17 protein-coding genes and 2 pseudogenes are annotated in these 20,099 nt (G+C 73.1%); 9 read left to right on the forward strand and 10 right to left on the reverse strand.

From position 1 onward, the window contains the following. The first annotated feature begins 1,389 nt into the window (after window positions 1–1,389). The 4 genes from C892_RS0113900 to C892_RS0113915 all read left to right on the forward strand — a co-directional run bounded on the left by C892_RS0113900 (window position 1,390) and on the right by C892_RS0113915 (window position 4,341). Window positions 1,390–1,761, forward strand: a complete 372-nt coding sequence (locus C892_RS0113900; RefSeq protein WP_017557715.1) for a hypothetical protein — start codon at window positions 1,390–1,392, stop codon at window positions 1,759–1,761. Window positions 1,762–1,813: 52 nt separating this feature from the next. After that, complete coding sequence (gene npdG, locus C892_RS0113905) at window positions 1,814–2,500, forward strand: NADPH-dependent F420 reductase (protein WP_017541455.1); 687 nt, start codon at window positions 1,814–1,816, stop codon at window positions 2,498–2,500. A 670-nt stretch (window positions 2,501–3,170) separates the two neighbouring features. Beyond that, a complete protein-coding gene (locus C892_RS31820; RefSeq protein ID WP_152513394.1) occupies window positions 3,171–3,428 on the forward strand; it encodes a hypothetical protein in 258 nt (85 codons plus the stop codon). Between the two features lie 376 nt (window positions 3,429–3,804). Continuing rightward, window positions 3,805–4,341: a hypothetical protein gene (locus C892_RS0113915; RefSeq protein ID WP_017557716.1), complete on the forward strand. Its 537-nt coding sequence runs from the start codon at window positions 3,805–3,807 to the stop codon at window positions 4,339–4,341. Between the two features lie 101 nt (window positions 4,342–4,442). Here C892_RS0113915 and C892_RS0113920 read toward each other — a convergent pair whose 3' ends face one another. The 4 genes from C892_RS0113920 to C892_RS0113935 form a co-directional block, all read right to left on the reverse strand. Beyond that, window positions 4,443–5,177, reverse strand: a complete 735-nt coding sequence (locus C892_RS0113920; protein WP_017557717.1) for a gamma-glutamyl-gamma-aminobutyrate hydrolase family protein — start codon at window positions 5,175–5,177, stop codon at window positions 4,443–4,445. Then, window positions 5,174–5,938: a 3-oxoacyl-ACP reductase gene (locus C892_RS0113925; protein WP_017557718.1), complete on the reverse strand. Its 765-nt coding sequence runs from the start codon at window positions 5,936–5,938 to the stop codon at window positions 5,174–5,176. Before C892_RS0113925 ends, C892_RS0113920 begins: the two co-directional genes overlap by 4 nt. A 311-nt stretch (window positions 5,939–6,249) precedes the next feature. Next, window positions 6,250–7,635, reverse strand: a complete 1,386-nt coding sequence (locus tag C892_RS0113930; protein WP_017557719.1) for an aldehyde dehydrogenase family protein — start codon at window positions 7,633–7,635, stop codon at window positions 6,250–6,252. 31 nt (window positions 7,636–7,666) lie between these two features. Beyond that, the gene (locus tag C892_RS0113935) at window positions 7,667–9,043 is read right to left on the reverse strand and encodes a glutamine synthetase family protein (RefSeq protein ID WP_017557720.1); all 1,377 of its coding nucleotides are present in this window, start codon (window positions 9,041–9,043) and stop codon (window positions 7,667–7,669) included. 312 nt (window positions 9,044–9,355) lie between these two features. Here C892_RS0113935 and eat point away from each other — a divergent pair, with 312 nt between their 5' ends. Then, entirely contained in the window at window positions 9,356–10,819 is a 1,464-nt protein-coding gene (gene eat / locus C892_RS0113940; RefSeq protein ID WP_017557721.1) for an ethanolamine permease, read from the forward strand. 64 nt (window positions 10,820–10,883) lie between these two features. Here eat and C892_RS0113945 read toward each other — a convergent pair whose 3' ends face one another. Then, the gene (locus C892_RS0113945; RefSeq protein WP_017557722.1) at window positions 10,884–11,627 is read right to left on the reverse strand and encodes a FadR/GntR family transcriptional regulator; all 744 of its coding nucleotides are present in this window, start codon (window positions 11,625–11,627) and stop codon (window positions 10,884–10,886) included. A gap of 162 nt (window positions 11,628–11,789) precedes the next feature. On the opposite strand from C892_RS0113945, the gene C892_RS0113950 reads away from it, so the two are divergent. Beyond that, entirely contained in the window at window positions 11,790–12,215 is a 426-nt protein-coding gene (locus C892_RS0113950) for a DoxX family protein (RefSeq protein WP_017557723.1), read from the forward strand. 127 nt (window positions 12,216–12,342) lie between these two features. Here C892_RS0113950 and C892_RS0113955 read toward each other — a convergent pair whose 3' ends face one another. The 3 genes from C892_RS0113955 to C892_RS0113965 all read right to left on the reverse strand — a co-directional run bounded on the left by C892_RS0113955 (window position 12,343) and on the right by C892_RS0113965 (window position 15,684). Continuing rightward, on the reverse strand, window positions 12,343–13,380 hold the full coding sequence (locus C892_RS0113955) for an LLM class F420-dependent oxidoreductase (protein ID WP_017541445.1): 1,038 nt from the start codon (window positions 13,378–13,380) through the stop codon (window positions 12,343–12,345). Window positions 13,381–13,511: 131 nt separating this feature from the next. Further along, window positions 13,512–14,351 (reverse strand): 3-methyl-2-oxobutanoate hydroxymethyltransferase, encoded by an 840-nt coding sequence (panB, locus tag C892_RS0113960; RefSeq protein ID WP_017541444.1) that lies wholly within the window; start codon window positions 14,349–14,351, stop codon window positions 13,512–13,514. Between the two features lie 427 nt (window positions 14,352–14,778). Next, window positions 14,779–15,684 carry an NADP-dependent oxidoreductase gene (locus tag C892_RS0113965; protein ID WP_026124348.1) on the reverse strand — a complete coding sequence of 302 codons (906 nt, stop codon included), beginning with the start codon at window positions 15,682–15,684 and terminating at the stop codon, window positions 14,779–14,781. 146 nt (window positions 15,685–15,830) lie between these two features. Between C892_RS0113965 and C892_RS0113970 the strand changes: the two genes are divergently transcribed. Then, window positions 15,831–16,202, forward strand: a complete 372-nt coding sequence (locus C892_RS0113970) for a MerR family transcriptional regulator (protein WP_017557725.1) — start codon at window positions 15,831–15,833, stop codon at window positions 16,200–16,202. Window positions 16,203–16,205: 3 nt separating this feature from the next. Here the strand turns inward: C892_RS0113970 and C892_RS31600 are convergent. Continuing rightward, window positions 16,206–16,325, reverse strand: a pseudogene (locus C892_RS31600) (IS5/IS1182 family transposase); the annotation flags it as partial. Window positions 16,326–16,387: 62 nt separating this feature from the next. Then, window positions 16,388–16,552: pseudogene (locus tag C892_RS32790) on the reverse strand (transposase); the annotation flags it as partial. Window positions 16,553–16,743: 191 nt separating this feature from the next. Here C892_RS32790 and C892_RS31825 point away from each other — a divergent pair. Both C892_RS31825 and C892_RS32600 read left to right on the forward strand, forming a co-directional pair. Then, on the forward strand, window positions 16,744–16,908 hold the full coding sequence (locus C892_RS31825; protein WP_017557726.1) for a hypothetical protein: 165 nt from the start codon (window positions 16,744–16,746) through the stop codon (window positions 16,906–16,908). A gap of 112 nt (window positions 16,909–17,020) precedes the next feature. Continuing rightward, entirely contained in the window at window positions 17,021–19,981 is a 2,961-nt protein-coding gene (locus C892_RS32600; RefSeq protein WP_017557727.1) for a helix-turn-helix transcriptional regulator, read from the forward strand. The last annotated feature ends 118 nt before the right edge of the window (window positions 19,982–20,099 follow it).

Genomic DNA, 20,099 nt, shown 5'->3' on the forward strand with positions numbered 1-20,099 from the left:
GTGCCAGGGGGCGGCGACGGCGCAGCCGGTGCCCGGCTCACGGGCCCCGGCCGGGCGCCGGGCCGCCGCGGTGCCAGGAGAGGCGGTGATAAGGGGGCGGTTGCCCGGTACTGGTGGTCGGCCGCCCGGTGGATTGCCTCCTGGAAGGGCCCTTCTTTTTCGCGTTCCGGGCATACCGGGCATGCCAGGCGCTGCTTAGACATCGTGAGTGGTGATATCGCCATCCAATTGCACATTGCGTGGCGATATCACCACTCACGATGAAGAACAGGCCCCTCTGGGCTAGTCTCCAGCGGACACAGCCCGCCAAGTGCCCCGTTTGTCCGGATTAGAAGGGGATGAGGGTCCCGCGCACGCCCGGAGCAGCCCCGTGGGCCGGGCGGGCGTGCGGTGGCGGCCAGGCCAGAACCGGATTCGGTGCCCGACACCCCTTCTACCGGAACACTGGAGCCGATTGCGGCACTCTCGGACACTCTGGGTAGCCGGAGGTGGGCCGATACCGGCGCGAGGCTCAACACGGGCGGACGCCCCACCCCTCCTCTGCCGCCTCCTCCCTGTCGACGGACGGACAAGTAGGGGCAATACGGGCACTGCGATACCGAACCCCGTTCTGGTCTGGCCGGGATCGCACCCGGGAGCCGCCGCGGGGCGTCGATCAGCACGCTCCCGCTCTCCCTGAGCTGTGACGGTGCGTATTCTCCCAGGTCAGAATGGTGCCTCTGCTCGAAGGGGTGCCTGATGCGGGCGCGGGCGGGGCACCGCGAGCGCGGGCGGGCGACGCCCGGCCCCACCGCGCACCTGCCCCGGACCGCGAGGGGCCCGCCGGACGACCGGGGCGCCCGGGGAACCGCCCCTGCTTCGTCGCCGCCGCCTTCCCCCTGGCCCCGCGGCGGCCCGCCGCCCGGCCGGGGCCCGTGAGCGGGGCACCGGCTGCGCCGTCGCCGCCATCTCCCCGGACCACCGATCACCCGGCGGCCGACCGTCGACCTCGGGGGACCGCTTCCCACTTGTCGTTGCTGCTCATCTCCCTGAACTGAAGGGTCCCACCGCACGGCAGGCGGCCCGGAGCGGGGTACCTGCCGTGCCGTCGTTACCGCTGTTCCCGGGCCGCGAGAGGCCCGGCGGCCGAAAAGCAGGGCCGGGGAACCGGCCCGCTTCGTCGTCGCCCCCTTCCCCCGTCTCCAGGGGCCCGCCGCCGGCAGGCAGCCTTGATCAAGATGTCGGCGCCCGGGGCGGGCAGGGCGGGCTCCACCTCCTATCGACCGGTGTCGGCCGTTCGGGACCGACTTTGGTATTGATCTGATTCCGAACTTACGGCCGATGTGCTCTCACCTTCGCGAGTCCATACTCGAATCACACGATCGGGCCGCGAGGGGGAGGAGCTCGACGATGACCGCGATCCACATGCAGAGGGCGCCGGCAGGCGCCGCGCGGGTGGTCGGCGGCGCCCGGTGGGGCGTCAAGGCGCGCTCGGTGGCGGCGGGACTGTTCTGGTCCCTCTTCGACGCCGAACGGGTCCTTCCGGAGGCCGAACCGGCCGAGGTCCGCTGGCGGCTGATCGAGCTGGGACTGCTCGACCCGTGCGCGCCACCCGCGGCCCGCCCCGAAGCCCTGGCCCGCTTCCAGGACGCGGTCGGCCTGCCGCGGACCGGCCGCGCCGACGGCCGCACCGTCTCCGCCCTGGCGGCGGCCGCCGCCCACCGCCTGCACATGCGCGAGCTCGGGCTGGAGGGGCTGGAGCCGCGCGTCTTCACCGCCTGACGGCGTGTCCCCGCCCGGGCGGCGGAGCCGTGCGGGTGGGATGATTCCTGTCATGGCTGATCAGACATCCCCACACGACACCCCCGACGTCTCGGGCCTGGTCGTCGCCGTCCTCGGCGGGACCGGCGACCAGGGCCGGGGTCTGGCCCGGCGGCTGGCCCTGGCCGGAACCGAGGTCGTCATCGGCTCGCGCAGCGCCGAGCGGGCGCAGGGCGCCGCCGACGGTCTGGGCGCCGACCTTCCGGTCCGCGGCCTGGACAACGCCGGCGCCGCCGCCGCTGCCGACGTCGTGATCGTCGCGGTGCCCTGGGCGGGCCACCGCGAGCTGCTGGCCTCCCTGGAGGAGGAGCTGGCCGGGAAGATCGTCGTGGACTGCGTCAACCCGCTCGGCTTCGACAAGAAGGGGCCCTACGCGCTGCCGGTGGAGGAGGGCAGCGCCGCCCAGCAGGCCGAGGCGGTGCTGCCGCGCAGCCGGGTGACGGCCGCCTTCCACCACGTGTCCGCGTCGCTGCTGCTGGACCCGGAGGTCGAGGAGGTCGACCTGGACGTGCTGGTCCTCGGGGACGACCGGGAGGCCACCGACACCGTCCGGGCGCTGGCCGGGCTCATCTCGGGGGTGCGCGGCATCTACGGCGGCCGGCTGCGCAACGCGCACCAGGTGGAGGCGTTCACCGCCAACCTGATCGCGATCAACCGCCGCTACAAGGCCCACGCAGGCCTGCGCATCACCGACGTGTGAGGGCCTCAGGGATCGGCGGTCGACAGGGGTGAATTCACCACTCCGAGCCGCCGACAGTGGTGGTTCCCCTATCGACGGCTGTAGGGGAATCGTCCGTCCTGAGAGGCGGGCTCCTCGCGACTCCCGAGAAGCCCGTTGCCGGGCCTTTCGGGAGTCGTGGGGGCGGTCGTCGGCCCGGCAGGGGCCGAGGGCGACCGGCGAGCCTGCGATCGCGCGCCCGCGAAGCCCACGGCCTGCCGATCGGTGCTGAGGGCGATCGGTGCTGAGGGGCGGTCGACGCAGGCCTCGGCAAAGGAGGCCGCCCGCATGTTCGGCACGTCCGTCGTCCAGGCGCGTTTCCGGATTGCGGGGCGCAATCGTGTGAAGGGGCGTGGAGCTTTCGGCCGCGTCCTTGTGAGCGGTGCGACCGCTGCGGCGCGATCGGCGTCCCCGCCCCGAGTCCGCGCCCCCTTCCTTGTCGTTGATCTCGGGGGAGTCGGTGCGGGCGGCAGGCAGTGCCCCCGGGGGCGGCCGGGGTCCGGAGGGTTCCACCACGCCGGCGGACACGACCGAACGGCGGATCTCGTCGGGGCGCGTGGGCGCGAATGCAGTTCATCGATGTTCCCTCTGACCGGGGGCGGGGCCGGGGCGAGCGCTGCCGCATCCGGCCTGTCGGGGTAGAGTCCCGTCCATGGGGGCACCCGAAAGCCAAGGACGCTACGGAAAGAACCGGTACGTCCAATGCGACAAGTGCTGGACGGTCATCGACCGGGAGAAGTACACCTACCGGAGGTTCTGGATGGCTTGCCCCCGCTGCCGATCCATGATCGGCCTTCCCGACCGCGACCTCATCGGGAGCCGAGGCGACCGCATCGACCAGGAGAACTGTCGCCACTGCGGCACCATGAAGGAGATCGGCCAGACCTGCCCCGGCTGCGGTAAGCGGTAGCCGGTCCCCGGGCGGTGGTCCCCACACGCCGCCCTGCTCCTCCGCCGACCCCGGCGCCCGCTCGCCGGAGGCCGACCTCCGGGGCGAGTGCGCCGCCGCGTTCGTCGGCGACGACGCCGCACACATCGCGGGCATGCCGTCCGGGCCTGCCCCGAGGAGCACGCTCGCCGACCACCTCGCGGGTGGTGGGCCCTATCGGGGTCAAGTGGCCGATTGCGGTGGGTTTCTGTGCGAGTGCCCTTCGTGCGGCGGCCGAATGTCCTGCGAGCTGCGCATTTCCACACGGGTCGAAGTTCTTTGCCCTCGCGGGGGCCGGGTGCCTAGCTTTGGGGCGCTCGCGTGAAGCGATTCACCGGTCGATGAAAGGGAACCCCTCATGCGCATATCGCGTATTTCCCGTTGGGCCGTCGCCGTGGCCGCCCCCGCCATGGCATTGGGCCTGCTCTCCGCCCCCGCCGCCGCCGAAGAGGAACCGGAAGCCCGGCTCGTGGACATCCCCCCGATGGTGACGGCCGCGCTCGACGAGCAAGGAGGTACCACGGCGGACGCGGCGCCCGTCGCCGCTGCCGCCGACCTGTACGAGGCCAGCCCCAGGAACGCCTTCAACGTTTCAACGGCGAAACAGGCGACGATCGGCGGTGTCACCCTGCAGGTCCGCCGGGGGCTGGTCACCCGGAACGCCGCGAATGACGTCCCCATCGCCTGGGCCCGGGTGGTCGGTGCCGATGACGGAGACGTCCTCGCCATCGTCGTCCACAACAGCCACGGCAGCCGGGTCGCCAACGACGGGACCCGCTCGGACGGGACGACGACCTACACCAACGGGTTCCAGATCAAGAGCGGATACAAGTACAAGGCCTGCCTCAGCGACACCTCGGTAGGCTGCGACAACTCGATCTCCAAGGTCATGTAGGCGCTGAGGGCCCGGCCCCTGATCGGGTACGAACCGTGGCCGGGGCGCCTCCCAGGAGGCGCCCCGGCCACGGCATGTCCACGGCAATGGCGGGCCGGACCTCACCGCTCCGCCCGTGCACTCCCCGCCTCCTCCACCAGCCACCGGAACAGCGAGGGATCGTCGCCCATCTCCGGATGCCACTGCACCCCCAGCGCCCTCGGCTCGTCGGTGAACTCGACCGCTTCGACGATCCCGTCCTCCGTCCACGCCGTGGCCACCACGCCCGCGCCCAAGGCGTCGACGCCCTGGTGGTGGTAGGTCGGCACCTCCAGCTCGCTGCGGCCCAGCACCTCCGCGGTGCGGCTGCCCGGGGAGACCCGGACCGGGTGCGGGTCGAAGACGGCGGTCCGCCTCCGGTGCGCGTCCCCGCCCACCACGTCCGGCAGGTGCTGGTGCAGCGTGCCCCCGCGGGACACGTTCATCACCTGCATCCCCCGGCAGACGCCCAGCACCGGCAGCCCGCGCTCCAACGCCGCCTCCAGCAGGGCGAACTCGGAGGCGTCCCGGCCGGGGTCCACCCCCGCCGTCCGCTCGGCGGCGGCCGCGCCGTACCGCCCCGGGTCGATGTCCCCGCCCCCGGCCAGCACCAGGGCGTCGACCCCCGCGACCGCGTGCTCGATCCCCGGCACCGGCGGCAGCATCACCGGCACCCCGCCGGCCCCGGCCACCGCGTCCACGTAGGCCCGGGGCAGGAGCGCGGCCGGCAGGTCCCACGCCTCGCCCCACCGGGCCTGCTCCGCATAGGCGGTGATCCCGATGAGCGCGCCCCGGCCCCCGTCCGTCGGGGCGCTCACAGCGGCGTCACGTAGGCGCCGGAGATGCCGCCGTCCACGAGGAAGTTGCTGGCGGTGATGAACGAGGCGTCGTCGCTGGCCAGGAACGCCACCGCCGCAGCGATCTCCTCCGGCTCGGCGAACCTCCCGGAGGGCACGTGGACCAGCCGCCGCTGCGCGCGTTCGGGGTCCTTGGCGAACAGCTCCTTGAGCAGGGGGGTGTTCACCGGCCCGGGGGAGAGCGCATTGACGCGGATGCCCTCGCGCGCGAACTGCACCCCCAGCTCCCGGCTGAGTGCCAGCACCCCGCCCTTGCTCGCGGTGTAGGAGATCTGCGAGGTCGCCGCGCCCATGGTCGCCACGAACGAGGCCGTGTTCACGATCGAGCCGCGGCCCTGCTCGCGCATGTACGGCAGGGCGTGCTTGCAGCACAGGTAGACCGAGGTCAGATTGACCTCCTGCACCCGGCGCCAGGCCTCCAGCCCGGTCTCCAGGATGGAGTCGTCGTCGGGCGGGGAGATGCCCGCGTTGTTGAAGGCCACGTCCACCGACCCGTAGGCCCGGTTCGCCTCCGCGAACGCGGCCGCGACCTGGTCGCCGTCGGTGACGTCGGCCGCCACGTATCGCCCGCCGACCTCCTTGGCCGCCTGCTCGCCGGCCTCCCGGTCCAGGTCGACCACGACCACGTTCGCGCCCTCCTCGGCCAGCCGCAGTGCCGTGGCCTTGCCGATGCCGCTGCCGCCGCCGGTGATCACGGCGGTGCGCCCCTCGAATCGCCGCATGTCGCTCCTTCGCTCCTCGAAATCCTCGAATCCGTCGACCTTCGATCCGTGCGGCACCGGTGCCGCACGCCCCGGCCCCGGTGACGCGCGTCCCGGCTCCGGCCGGCGCCGACCCGGGCGGGCCCTGCCCCGAGTTCTGCAGCGCGCCCGCACGCTCGGCGACGGCGGGCGGCGCCGTTCCGGCCCTCCTCCGTCCTCGGCCCGGTGCCCGGCCGCCCCGGTGGACCCCTGCGCCATCGGGGAGCTCCGGTCGGTCCGCGGGCCGGTCGGTGCGTGGCGCCGCCGGTCCGCCGCATCCGGGCCGGCCACCGTCAATCCGCCGTGTCGTCGGCGATGAAGACCGTCTTGGTGTCGGTGAACGCCTCCAGCGCGTCCGGGCCGAGTTCGCGCCCCAGCCCCGACTGCTTGAACCCGCCGAACGGGGTCCCGTACCGCACGGCCGAGTGGGAGTTGACCGACAGGTTCCCCGCCGTCACCGCGCGTGCCGTCCGCAGGGCGCGGCCCACGTCGCGCGTCCACACCGACCCCGCCAGGCCGAACGCGGTGCCGTCGGCGATGCGCACCGCCTCCGCCTCGTCCTCGAACGGAACCGCGCACACCACCGGCCCGAAGATCTCGTCCGTGAAGGCCGGGTCCTGGGCCCCGGGGGTGAGCACCGTCGGCGGGAACCAGAACCCCGCCCCCTCAGGCGCCGACCCCCGGAATGCGACGGGCGCCCCGTCGGGCACGTAGGAGGCGACCTTGGCACGGTGCGCCGCCGACACCAGCGGTCCCATCTCGGTCCCCTCGGCGCGCGGGTCGCCCACCGCGACCCCCTTCACCGCTGGCTCCAGCAGTTCCATGAACCGGTCGAACACCGAGCGCTGGACCAGCAGCCGCGAGCGCGCGCAGCAGTCCTGCCCGGCGTTGTCGAACACGCCGTAGGGCGCGGCGGCCGCCGCCTTCTCCAGGTCGGCGTCGGCGAAGACGATGTTGGCGCTCTTACCGCCCAACTCCAGGGTCACCCGCTTGAGGTCCTCGGACGCCAGCGCCATGATGCGCTTGCCGACCGCCGTCGACCCGGTGAAGGCCACCTTGTCCACGCCCGGGTGCCGCACCAGGCGCTCGCCCGCCACCGGCCCGGTCCCCGGCAACACCTGGAGCACCCCCTCCGGGATCCCCGCCTCAAGGGCCAGTTCCCCGAGCCGGAGGGCCGTGAGCGGCGTCAGCTCCGACGGCTTGACCACGACCGCGTTGCCCGCGGCGAGCGCGGGCGCCACGCCCCAGGACATGATCGGCATCGGAAAGTTCCAGGGAACGATCACCGCCGCGACCCCCAAGGGCTCGGAGAAGGTGGCGCTCCAGCCCCCGGAGACCGGGATCTGCCGCCCGGAAGCGCGCTCCGGCGCGCCCGCGTAGTACAGCAGCACGTCCCGCACCATGGCGGCCTCTCCGCGGGCCTGGCCGATCGGGTGCCCGGAGTTGCGCACCTCCAAGGCGGCCAGCTCCTCGATGTGCGCGCCGACCTTCTCGGCGAAGGCGCGCAGCAGCCGCGCGCGGTCGGCGGGAGCGACGGCCCGCCAGGCGGGCCAGGCCGCGCGGGCCCGGGCCACCGCCGCGTCGGCCTCCTCGGCCGAGGCGAGCGGCACCGTGCCGATGACCTCCTCGGTCGCCGGATTCACCAGTTCCTGCAGGGTCGGCGCTTCGGACGCCCCCATCGATGGTCCCCCTCTCGGTCGGAGCGCCCCGTCACAGGCGCTCGAAGCCCCGGTACAGTTCCCAGTCCGTCACGGCGGCGTCGTAGGCCGCCAGCTCCACCCGCGCGTAGTTGGCGTAGTGCTCGACCACCTCGTCGCCGAACGCCGTGCGCGCCAGGTCGCTCTTCTCCCACAGCTCCAGCGCCTCGCGCATGGTCGCCGGCACCGAGGGGGCGTCCCCGGCGTAGGCGTTGCCCGCGCAGGCCGGGCCCGGCTCCAGCTGCCGGTCGATCCCGTCCAGGCCGCCGGCGATGAGCGCGGCCACGGCCAGGTAGGGGTTGACGTCGCCGCCGGGCACCCGGTTCTCCACCCGCAGGCTGGGGCCGTGCCCCACCAGGCGCAGCGCGCAGGTGCGGTTGTCCACGCCCCAGGCGACCGACGTCGGGGCGAAGCTGCCGGGAACGTAGCGCTTGTAGGAGTTGATGTTGGGCGCGAGCAGCAGGGTGAGCTCGCGCAGGGAGGCCAGCTGCCCGGCGAGGAAGTGCCGCCCGGTCGCCGAGAGCCCGTGGGGCGCCCCCTCCTCGGCGAGCACCGGGGCGCCGTCGCCCAGGCCGCGCAGCGAGATGTGCACGTGGCAGGAGTTGCCCTCGCGCGCGTCGGGCTTGGCCATGAAGGTGATGGACATGCCCTCCTGGTCGGCGATCTCCTTGCTGCCGGTCTTGTAGATGGCGTGCTGGTCGCAGGTGGCCACCGCCTCGTCGAAGCGGAACGCGATCTCGTGCTGGCCCAGGTTGCACTCGCCCTTGGCCGACTCCACGTACATCCCGGCGCCGGCCATCCCGTTGCGCACCCGGCGCAGCAGCGGCTCCACCCGGGCGCCGCCCAGCACCGAGTAGTCGACGTTGTAGCGGTTGGCCGGGGTCAGGTCCCGGTACCCGCGCTGCCAGGCCTGCTCGTAGGTGTCGCGGTAGACGACGAACTCCAGCTCGGTGCCGACCATCGCGCTCCACCCGCGCTCGGCCAGCCGGGCCGTCTGGCGCTTGAGGATCTGCCGCGGGGAGGGGGCGGCGTCGGCGCCGTCCAGGCGCAGCACGTCGGCGGTGACCATGGCCTGGCCCTCCTGCCAGGGGGTGCGGCGCAGCGTGGCGGGGTCGGGCCGCAGCACGATGTCGCCGTAGCCGGTGTCCCAGGAGGACATCGCGTACCCGTCGACGGTGTTCATCTCCACGTCGACGGCGAGCAGGTAGTCGCAGGCCTCGGTGCCGTGGGCGAGCACCTCGTCGAGGAAGAAGCGGCCGGAGACGCGCTTGCCCTGCAGCCTGCCCTGCATGTCGGTGAAGGCGACCAGCACGGTGTCGATGGCGCCGGAGTCCACGTCGGCGCGGAGCCGGTCCACGGTCAGCGGGGGCCCGCCGCGGTTCGTACTCACCCTCGGCCTCCTTAAGGTTCAGGACCGTACCTTTTACGGAGCAAAGCAGGGGCCGAGGGCGGTGTCAATCCCTCCCGGTGCGCGAAACCCTGTCGAAACGCCGGTGAAACGGCAGGTGTGCGCCGATGCGCCGGAATGCGCGACCCCCCTTGACAGGTCCGTTCCGCGGCGCGCATCATCACCGACCATCACGTAAAGGACCGGCCTCATACCTTTTCAGGCTCCGGGTCCCCGCACATCCCCCGCACCATCCCCCCCGACCACGACCCCGCTCCACCGACCCTTGACCCGACCGCCCCCGAGGGGAGCACCGTGGCACGAGAAACCGGCCCGCACGCCGACGGACACGTCCAGGGCGCCGACTACGTCCGCGCCGGCACCGACTACCTCCAGCGCCGCACCCTGCGCCGAGGCGCCGCCGGGTGGCTCCTGCTCGCCGGCCTGGGCGTCTCCTACGTGATCTCCGGCGACTTCGCCGGCTGGAACTACGGCATCGCCGAAGGGGGATGGGGCGGCCTGCTCATCGCCACCGTCCTCATGGGCACCATGTACCTGTTCATGGTGCTGGGGCTGGCCGAGATGGCCTCCGCGCTCCCGGCCACCGGGGCGGGCTACGGTTTCGCCCGCCGCGCGCTGGGACCGCTCGGCGGTTTCGCCACCGGGACCGCGATCCTCATCGAATACGCCATCGCCCCGGCCGCGATCGCGGTCTTCATCGGCGGGTACGTCGAGGCGCTGGGACTGTTCGGCATCACCAACGCCTGGCCCGTCTACCTCGCCTGCTACGCGCTCTTCGTCGGGATCCACCTGTGGGGCGTCGGTGAGGCGCTGCGCGTCATGTTCGCCATCACGGCCGTGGCCGTCGTGGCCCTCGTCGTCTTCGCCGCCGGGATGGTGCCGAAGTTCGACCCGGCCAACCTGGTCGACATCGCCCCCACGGACGCGGCGGGCGCGAGCGCCTTCCTGCCCTTCGGGTACGCGGGCATCCTCGGGGCGTTCGTGTTCGGCATCTGGTTCTTCCTGGCCATCGAGGGCGTTCCCCTGGCCGCCGAAGAGGCCCGCGACCCCAAGCGCGACATGCCCCGCGGCATCATCGCCGGCATGGCGGTGCTGCTGGTCACCGGGTTCGGCATGCTGCTGCTGGCCCCGGGAGGCGCCGGGGCCGCCGCGCTGGCCGACTCCGACAACCCGCTCCCGCACGCCCTGCGCGAGGCCTACGGCGGCTCGACCGTGCTGGCCGACGCCGTCAACTACGTCGGCCTGGCGGGACTGGTGGCCAGCTTCTTCTCCATCATCTACGCCTACTCGCGCCAGCTCTTCGCCCTGTCGCGGGCGGGGTACCTGCCCCGCTGGCTCTCGCTCACCGGGCGCCGCAAGACCCCCTACACCGCGCTCATCGTCCCCGGCACCATCGGCTTCGTGCTGGCGGCCGCGGTGGGCGACGGCGACCGGCTGATCAACATCGCGGTCTTCGGGGCCACCGTGTCCTACGCGCTGATGATGGTGGCCCACATCGTGCTGCGGCGCCGCGAGCCGGGGCTGGAGCGCCCCTACCGGACCCCGGGCGGCGCGGTGACCACCGGCATCGCCCTGGCGCTGGCGCTGTGCGCGGCGGTGGCGACCTTCCTGGTGGACGTGGTGGGCGCGGCCGTGGCGGCGGCGATCTTCGCGGCGTTCCTGGCCTACTTCTGGTTCTATTCGCGGCACCGGCTGGTCGCCGACGCCCCGGAGGAGGAGTTCGCCCTGGTGGAGAAGGCCGAGTCGGAGCTCAACTGACCCGGTCCCGGGGCCCCCGTCCCGCCCCGTCCGCCGCCCCGGGCCCGGCGGACGGGGGCGCCGGTCAGGCCAGGAATGCGCGCAGCAGCGCCTCCGTCCCCTCCAGGTGCTCGCCGACCGCGCGGCGGGCGTCCTCCGGCCGTCGGTCGCGCACCGCCGCGACGATCGCCCGGTGCTGGGCGCCGCTGTGCTCCAGGTTGCGCGCCAGGATCGGCATCGCGTTGAGCAGGTCGTTGATCCGCATCCGCGTCTCGGCCAGCGCCCCGGTCAGCGACGCCGACCCGGTCAGCTCGGCCAGCGTGTGGTGGAAGACGGTGTCGCACCGCCGGTAGTCCTCGATCGGGGCCTCGTCCACCGCGGCCAGCCGCTCGGCCAGCAGCCGCTCGCCGTCCGGGTCCAGCCCCTCCTCGGCCAGCCGCACCGCCGCCCCGGTCTCCAGCGCGCGCCGGAAGGTGAACAGGTCCTCCAGGTCGGCTCCGGTGCGCTGGAGCATCCGCTGCGCCTCGGCCCGGCTGGGGCGCGGCGGCACGTCGGCCACGAAGGTCCCGCCGCCGCGTCCGCGCCGCGACTCGGCGTACCCGGCCTCCTGGAGGGCGCGGATCGCCTCCCGCAAGGTGATCCGGCTGACCCCGAGCCGGGCCGCCAGCTCCCGCTCCGGGGGGAAGCGCCCGCCCCGGGCCACCACCCCGAGCTTGATCGCCGACAGCAGCCGCTCCACCGTCTCCTCGAAGGCGTTCCCGGTGCGCACCGGGCGGAACACCGCCTCGGCCGCGGTCTCGGCCAGGGCCCCGGCCTCCGGCTCGGACACGTGCCCCCCTTCCGAACCGCCGTGGGCCGGGCGGTCCCGGCCCCGGCCGCCCTCCGCAGCCGCAGCACTCAGGGTAATCCCGGGGCGGCGGCGCGCTGGCCCGCCCCGGTCGGGTGTGCGATGATTCCGGGACCGGCACCCTCTGCCTGGAGCGTGGTCGCCATGGACCGGAGCGAAGACCGAACCCCACCCGCCCGCGGCGTCGCTCTGACCGCCGTCGCCTGGCTCCTGCAGGTCCTCGGGTTCGCCGTGTTCATCCTGATGGGGATCGGCAAGCTCGCCGGGTGGGAGGACTTCGCGCAGACCTTCGAGGAGATCGGCGCGGGCCAGTGGCTGCGCTACTTCGTGGGCGTCGCCGAGGTGGCCGGGGCGGTCGGGCTGCTGATCCCGCGCCTGTCCGGGCTCGCCGCCTCGGGCCTGACCCTGGTCGTGGCCGGAGCCGCCGTCACCCACCTGGCCGTCCTGCGGGACTCGGGCTGGGCGCTGCCGGTGGTGCTGATCGTGCTGATGGGCGCGCTGGCCTGGATCCGCCGCGCCGAGACCGCGTCGCTGCCCTCGTTCGTGCGCGGCCTGCTCGGCCGGGACTGAACGGACCGCGGTCCCGCACTGAGGCCCTGCACCGAGGCCGCGCCCCGCGCCGGCCCCGGTCCGCAGGCAGGGGCCCCGGCCGGACCAGGGCCGTACCGCCGGCCCCGGTCCCGATCCGGCCGTGCGCTCAGAGCCAGCCCTTGACCTTCTCCACCAGGCGGACCGGGTCGTCGGCCACCGGCGTGACGTTGAGCTCGGTGACGCCGGCGGCGCGGAAGGCCTCGATGCGCTCGCGCACGTAGGACTCCGGCCCCACCAGGTTGGTCAGCTCCAGCATCTCCTGCGGAACGGCGGCCGCCGCCTCCTCCTTGCGGCCCTCCAGGTACAGCTCCTGGATCCGGTCGGCCGCCTCCTCGTACCCGTAGCGGCGGGCCAGGGTGTTGTAGAAGTTCTTGCCCTTGGCGCCCATCCCGCCCACGTACAGGGCGATCATCGGACGCGCGAAGTCCAGGAGCTTCTTGGTCTCCTCGCCCTCGCCGATCGCGAGCATGCCGCCGGCCGAGATCTCCAGGTCCCCCAGGGACGGGTCGCGGTCGGCCTTGCCCGCGCGCAGCGAGTCGCCCCAGACGTCGTCCGCCTTCTCGGGCATGAAGAAGATCGGCAGCCACCCGTCGGCGATCTCGGCGGTCATCTTCACGTTCTTCTCGCCGAGCGAGGCGATGTACACCGGGACGGAGCTGCGCACCGGGTGGTTGATGATCTTCAGCGGCTTGCCCAGCCCGGTGCCCTCCTCGGGCGGAAGCGGAAGGGTGAAGACCTTGCCGTCGTGGGTGAGCCGCTCCTCGCGGGCCCACACCTTGCGGCTGATCTCGACCACCTCGCGGGTGCGGGCCAGCGGGCGGTTGTAGGGCAGGCCGTGCCAGCCCTCGATCACCTGCGGCCCGCTGGCGCCCAGTCCCAGCACGGCGCGCCCGTCCGACAGGTAGTCCAGCCCGGCCGCGGTCTGCGCGATGAGGGTGGGCGTGCGCGTGTAGACGGGCAGGATGGCGGCGCCGATGCGCACGCGCTCGGTGCGGGCGGCGATGTAGCCCATGAGGGTGGGGCTGTCGTAGCCGTAGGCCTCGGCCACCCACACGGTGTCCAGGCCGACCTTCTCCAGCTCGGCGATCTGTCCGACGGACTCCTTGGGGTCGCCGGCGTACTGCAGGGGCATGGAGATGCGCATGCTGCCTCCGTTGGTGGTCGCCCGTGATCGGGGCGACACTCTACCCCCGAGTAGGATTCGGTCCGACGACCGGGGCCGGTCGGCGCGCGTCGCCGACCGGCCCCGATACGCCCCGGTGGATCAGGAGGGGGTCAGGAGTAGGAGTGCTCAGGGGCGGGGAAGGCGCCGCCCACGACCTCCTCGGCGAAGCTCTTGGCCGCGCCCTCCAGGGTGGCGTTGAGATCGGCGTAGGTCTTGACGAACTTGGCCACGCGCGGGCTCAGGCCCGCCATGTCCTGCCAGACCAGCACCTGGGCGTCGGTATCGGGGCCTGCGCCGATGCCGACCGTGGGGATGGTCAGCTCGGCGGTGATGCGGGCCGCCAGTTCGGCCGGCACGCACTCCAGGACGACCGAGAAGGCGCCCGCGCGCTCCAGTTCCTTGGCGTCGGCCAGCAGCTCCTCGGCCGCCTCGCCGCGCCCCTGCACCCGGTAGCCGCCCAGGGTGTTGACCGACTGGGGGGTCAGGCCGATGTGCCCCATGACCGGCACGCCGGAGGCGACCAGGGCCTCGGTCTGCGGCGCCATCCGGCGCCCGCCCTCCAGCTTGACGGCGTGGGCCCCGCCCTCCTTCATGAAGCGGGAGGCCGCGGCCAGCGCCTGCTCGGGCGAGGCCTGGTAGGACCCGAACGGCAGGTCGGCCACGACCAGGGCGCGCGAGGTGGAGCGGGCCACCGCCGCGGTGAGCGGGAGCAGGTCGTCGACGGTGACGGGCACGGTGGAGTCGTAGCCGTAGACGACCATGGCCGCGGAGTCGCCGACGAGCAGGACGGGGATCCCGGCCTCGTCGAAGACGCGCGCGGTGAGGGCGTCGTAGGCGGTCAGCATGGGCCAGCGCTCGCCCCGCTCCTTGGCGGCGGCGATGTCGCGTACGGTGACCCGGCGCGTCGATGAGCCCCCGTAGAGGGCGGGGGCGGACGTGGTGGTGCTCATGACGTGTTTTCCCTCCGGTGTCTCGAAGCGCTGAAGGCGTCTCCGGACGGTGTCGGTAAAAACGGGCGCGCTCATCCTCGCACGCGGGGCAGGGCGCGACCTCTGCCGGGGCAAACGTTGGCGGGACCCCGGTTCATCCCTGGACCGGTCGGATGCGAGCCACCCCACGGGGGCGCATCCCGGTGCCGTGCGCCGTCACGTCGGCAGGGGAGGCCTCTGTGGGTTCCTGAGGTCCGTCGGGCTGCGGAACGTGTTCCGATACGCCGGCGGAGCGGTGCCCGCCAGGCAGGGGGGCGAACGCGGCCGGCGACTAAGAACTCCTAACGAAATGATCTCCGAGGTGGTTGGATCGGTCCAGGACCGGTGATCCGGAGGTGCGGGCCGCCCGCGGCCGAAGCCGCGGGCAGCCCCGAACGGTGGGACAAGCTCAGATACAGACCACGATCTTCCCCCGCGTGTGTCCCCGCTCGGCGTATGCGTGCGCTTCCGCGATCCGTTCGAGCGGGTAGGTCCGCTCGATGCGCGGTGTGTAGCGGGCTTGTCGGCCGAGTTCGGCCGCTTCGGCGAGGAGCGTGGAGTCGTTCTCCGCGTTGGCCAGATGCACACCCAGGCGCTGCGCGTTGGCGTAGTCGGCGATCGTCGACACGCGGGCAGGGTCGCCCACGATCGCAATGAGATCGGCCAGGGATCCGGAGGCCGCGGTGTCGAGCGCGATGTCGACACCGTCCGGAGCCAGGGCGGCGAGGCGTTCCGCGAGGCCGGTGCCGTAGGTGGTGGGAACGGCTCCGAGAGAGGTAAGGAACTCATGATTGCGCTCGCTGGCCGTCCCGATCACGGTGGCGCCCTGAGCCACCGCGATCTCGACGGCAGCACTGCCCACGCCTCCGGCGGCGCCCTCGATGAGCAGAGTGCGCCCCCGCAGGGGACCGAGCGCCTTCAGCCCGCCCATCGCGGTCACGGATCCCAGACCGGCGCCGGCGGCCTCCTCGTCGGTCCACGCGGCCGGCGCGTGGGCCCAGGCCGAGAGCACGGCCAGCTCCGCCGTCGCGCCGGTGACGCCGCCCAGCCCGAAGACACGGTCGCCGATGCTCACGCCCTGCACGCCCTCACCGGTCTCGTCGACCACGCCGACGGCATCACGCCCAGGAACCGCGGGCAGGTCCACGGGGAGCACCTCGTGCACCGCACCGGAACGCACCTTCCAGTCGACGGGATTGACGCCGGCCGCCGCAACGCGGATGCGGATCTCGCCGGCCCCGGGACGCGGCTCCGGCACCTGCTCGACCATGAGAGTCTCTACACCGCCGTACTCGTGATAGCGGACTGCGCGCATGACGTTCTGCCTTTCCAACACGGCCTGCACCGGCCGTTCGTGAGATCAGTGGGATGAATGTTCGGCGAGTGCCGACGCCCGCTACGCTAGAACCTGACGTTGACGTCAGGTGCAAGTCGGGCGGGCCGCCCGACAGAGGAGGACGGGTGCGCATCGGTGAGGTCGCCGAGAAGGCGGGAGTGAGCGTCCGGGCGCTGCGCTATTACGAGGAACAGGGGCTGCTCCAGGCGGGCCGCGGCCCCGGCGGCCAGCGGCATTATCCCGACACTGCCGTCGGCCGAGTCCGGCTGATCCAACAGCTGTATGCCGCGGGCCTCCCGAGCAGAGTGGTCCGCAAGGTGCTGCCGTGCGTGGACTCGGGTGAAGAAAAAGCGCCCCCGGCACTCCTGGACCAGATGGCGGCCGAGCGTGTCCGCGTCGACCAGCGGATCACCGACCTGCTCGCTGTGCGCGACCGGCTCGATGACGTGATCGCCATCGCGCGGGACCCTGATTCCGACTGCTCTCACGTGGAGTGAGGACTACTGCCGCAATGACTTCAGACGTCGCCGGCAGATGAGTGCGCATCCGAGGGGGAGGAAGGCTTCGTGGATGTCGTCGCGTATCTCCCAGCGGATGCGCAGGCGGCGGAACCAGTGCAGGTGGGCGAACGCGCGCCTAGCGTTGGGTGCCGAGGCCGAAGCCGAGTTCCTGCGAGATGCTCCCAGGCGATCCCGGTGTGCAGCACGAACAAGATGCCCTGGGATACCAGCCGGTCCGGATGCCGCTTGCGTCCCGGACGCCGAAGCCGACGCTCCACCTTGGGCAGCAGCGGCCCGAGCGCCGCCCACGGCTCGTCATCGACTTCCCACGGTTTCGGCCGCGTCACCCCGCACCCCCCGGATCATCGGTCCTGGAGTGGTCCAACCGCCTCGAAGATCATTTCGTTAGGAGTCCTAAGGACCCTCTGAGGTCGATCTAAGGCCCCTGTGACCGGCGAAGATACGGCGACTTTCCGATACCGGCGGGGGCCCCTGGGGCGGGAGTGTGGAGGTACGCCGCCGAGAGGGAGGACCCCCCATGCACCACCCCGTCCATATGGACCGACTGGCCCGTCAGCACCGGGAGGAGATGCTCCGCGCCGCCCAGGAGAGGAGGGAGGCTCGGAGCGCCCGGCGCCGGGAGGAGGACGAACGCCGGGAGGCCCGCCGCCGCGAGGGTGAGCGCTTCGGCCCGGCCGCCTGACCGGGTGCGGCCTGACGTCTCGTCGCCGCCTGAAGGCGTGCCCGCCGAGCCCTTGTCCACAAGGGGCCGCCGTCCGCGCCCGGGCCGCGCGATCCCCGACATACTGGGCGCCATGGACGGTCGCGAACGCAGTTCGGTCTTCGTCGGGCGCCGGGACCAGGTGAAGAGCCTGGTCTCCCACGCCCGGCGCGCCCTCAAGGAAGGGGCGGGCGCGGTGCTCATCGGCGGCGAGGCCGGAGTCGGCAAGTCCCGCCTCCTGCGCGAGTACGCCCGCACCTGCCCCATGCGCCTCGCCGTCGCCGGGGGCTGTCCCGAACTCGGCGTCGAAGGCCTGCCCTACGCCCCGTTCACCGCGGCCCTGCGCCGCCTCATCAGGGACGGGGCGGCCCCCGCCTCCGGCGGCCCCGGTGAGCTGGCGCGGCTGCTGCCCGAGCTGGGATCGGCGCCGGCCGGCCCCGAGCAGGGCCGCGCCCGGCTGTTCGAGGAGGTCCTGGTCCTGCTGGAGGGGGCGGCCGCACCCGGCGGCCTCGCCCTGGTCCTGGAGGACCTGCACTGGTCCGACGCCTCCACCCGGGACCTGCTCGTCTTCCTGCTGGGCAACCTGGACGCGGCACCGGTGCAGATCATCGCCACCTACCGCACCGACGACCTGCACCGCGGCCACCCCCTGCGGCGGCTGCTGCCCGAGCTGGAGCGCCTGCCCGGCGTCGACCGCACCGAGCTGCCGCCGCTCTCCCGGGAGGAGGTGGCCGAACTGGCCGAGGGCCTGCACGGCAGCGCCCTGCCCGACCGCCAGGCCGACCGGCTCTTCGAGCGCAGCGGCGGCAACCCCCTGTTCGTGGAGTCCTTCCTGGAGCACCCCGACGCGGGGACCGCGCCGGTCCCCGACGGGCCCCGGGAGCTGCTGCTGGGCGCGGTGCGCACGCTGGACGCCGAGGCTCTGGGGGTGCTCCAGGCGGCCTCCGCCGCGGGGGAGCGGGTGCACCACGCGCTGCTGGAGGCGGTCAGCGGGTCCGGGCCGGCGGAGTTCGCCGCGGCGGTGCGCGCCGCCGTGGACGCCAACGCCCTGGTCCCGCGCGGGGAGGGGTACGCCTTCCGCCACGCGCTGCTCGCCGAGGCCGTCCAGGAGGACCTGCTCCCCGCCGAGCGCACCCGCCTGCACCGCCGCTACACCGACGTCCTGGAGCAGGGGGTGGAGGGGCTGGAGCCCGACCAGGCCGCGCTGCTGCTCGCCCACCACGCCTACGCCGCCCACGACCTGCCGCGGGCCCTGGAGGGCGCATGGCGCGCCGCCGAGGCCGCACACCGCGGTGCGGCGCTGCCCGAGCGGGTGTCCCTGCTGGAGCGCGTCCTGGACCTGTGGGAGCAGGTCCCCGACGCGGAGGAGCGGATCGGGTGCTCCCGCACCGAGCTGCTGTACCTGCTCTCCCAGGCCACGCACGACATCGGGGCGCCGCGCCGGGCGGCCGAATACGCGGCCGAGGGACTGAAGGCCTACTCCCACTGGCTCGACACCGGCATGTGCGAGGTGCGCTCCGCGCGTGTCGTCCCCGAGGCCGACGCGATCGCGATGGGCCGACTGCTCCAGGCGCGGGGCGACGCCCGAAAGGAGATGTCCCAGGACGGGGCCTTGGAGGACTACGGGGAAGCGCTCCTGCACCTGCCCCGGGCCCACCCCTTGCGCGCGCGGATCACGGCCGGCCTGGCCACGACGCTCATGGTGCGGGGGCACGACGACGAGGCGCGCCGTGCCGCCGAGCTCGCCCTCGAACGCGCCCGTGCGGCGGGGGACGTCCGGAGCGAGGCCGACGCCTTGATCACCCTGGGGAGCCTCGACTCCCACGGGCCGGACACCGGAGCGGCGGTGGAGTACATCCGTCAGGGCGTCCGGTCGGCGCGTGACAGCGGTGACGTCTCCGTCGAGCTGCGCGGTCGGAACAACCTGGCGGCCACCTATGACATGGCGGGCCTCCCGGAGGAGGCGATGCGGGTGAACCGGGACGGCCTGAAGCGGGTGGCCGAGCTGGGGCTGACCCGCACCCAGGGCGGGGGTTTCACCTTCGGTCTGGCGCACCTGCTCTTTGCGAAGGGCGAGTTGGACGAGGCACGCGACGTGCTCCGCGCGATGCGCCCCGCCCCCAACCCCCGCAGCCAGGGAAGACGTCACCGGCTGCTCGCCGAGATCGAGCGCATGCGGGGGTCGGTGGCGGACGTGGCCAGGGAGGTGGAGGCCTTCGACCGGCTGATGCCGCCGGAGAGCTCGGCCCAGATCGAGACTCTGAGCAATCTCGGTTCGCGGGCATGGCTGATGCAGGCCGACGGCCGAGCGGAGGAGGGGGTCGACCTCCTCCTCACGGCTATGGAGGAGGAGCGGCCCTGGGCCCGTGGAGTGTGGATCGGGATGAACCTGGCGCACGTCGCGGGGCTGGTCCGGGACATCGAACGTGAGGCGGTCGGGGACCCCGCACGGTCGGTCGCGGTCGAGCGGTTCAAGAAGCGGGTCGAGGACAAGGCGCAGGTCCTGCCGAGCGACGAGGGGTCCCCGTTCATGGTGCGCGTGGACGCCCGGATCGTCCACGGCCACCTGGCGACGGGCGGTGCCCCGCGTGCCGCGGACGAACACTGGGCCTGGGTCGAGCGGGAGACGCGGAGCAGGGGGCTGAAGCTCGATCTGCTCCAAGCGCTCTTCGGCCGCGCCGAATGCGCGCTGGCACTCGGTGAGCGTGAGCGCGCGGCCGAACAGCTCCGTGAACTGCACTTCCTCGCCTCGGAGTGCGGAGCGGCCCCCTACCTGCAGCGCGCGCAGAGGGCCATGGAGGGCGCGGGGATCGCCCCGCCGCGGGTGGCGTCCGCCGCCCCGGACGGGACCGGAGACGCCCTTCCGCCGCTCACTCCGCGTGAGCGCGAGGTGCTGCGCCTGGTCGCGCGCGGGCGGACCAACCGGGAGATCGCCGGTGAGCTGGTGATATCGGCGAAAACGGTGAGCGTCCACGTTTCCAACGTGCTCGGCAAGCTCGATGTGACGAATCGGAATGCGGCCGCCCGCAAGGCACTCGATTCCGGGCTCGGTTGAGCGACCGCGGAGAATTCCCCATAAAACGGCGTAAGGTGGTGTGCCATCGGCCCCCGACCTCGGCGGGCCGCGCGGCCTCGGGCGATCCCCGGGGCATTCACCCTGTACGGGGGCGGGT

Source organism: Nocardiopsis baichengensis YIM 90130 (assembly GCF_000341205.1).
GTDB classification, from domain to species: domain Bacteria; phylum Actinomycetota; class Actinomycetes; order Streptosporangiales; family Streptosporangiaceae; genus Nocardiopsis_A; species Nocardiopsis_A halophila.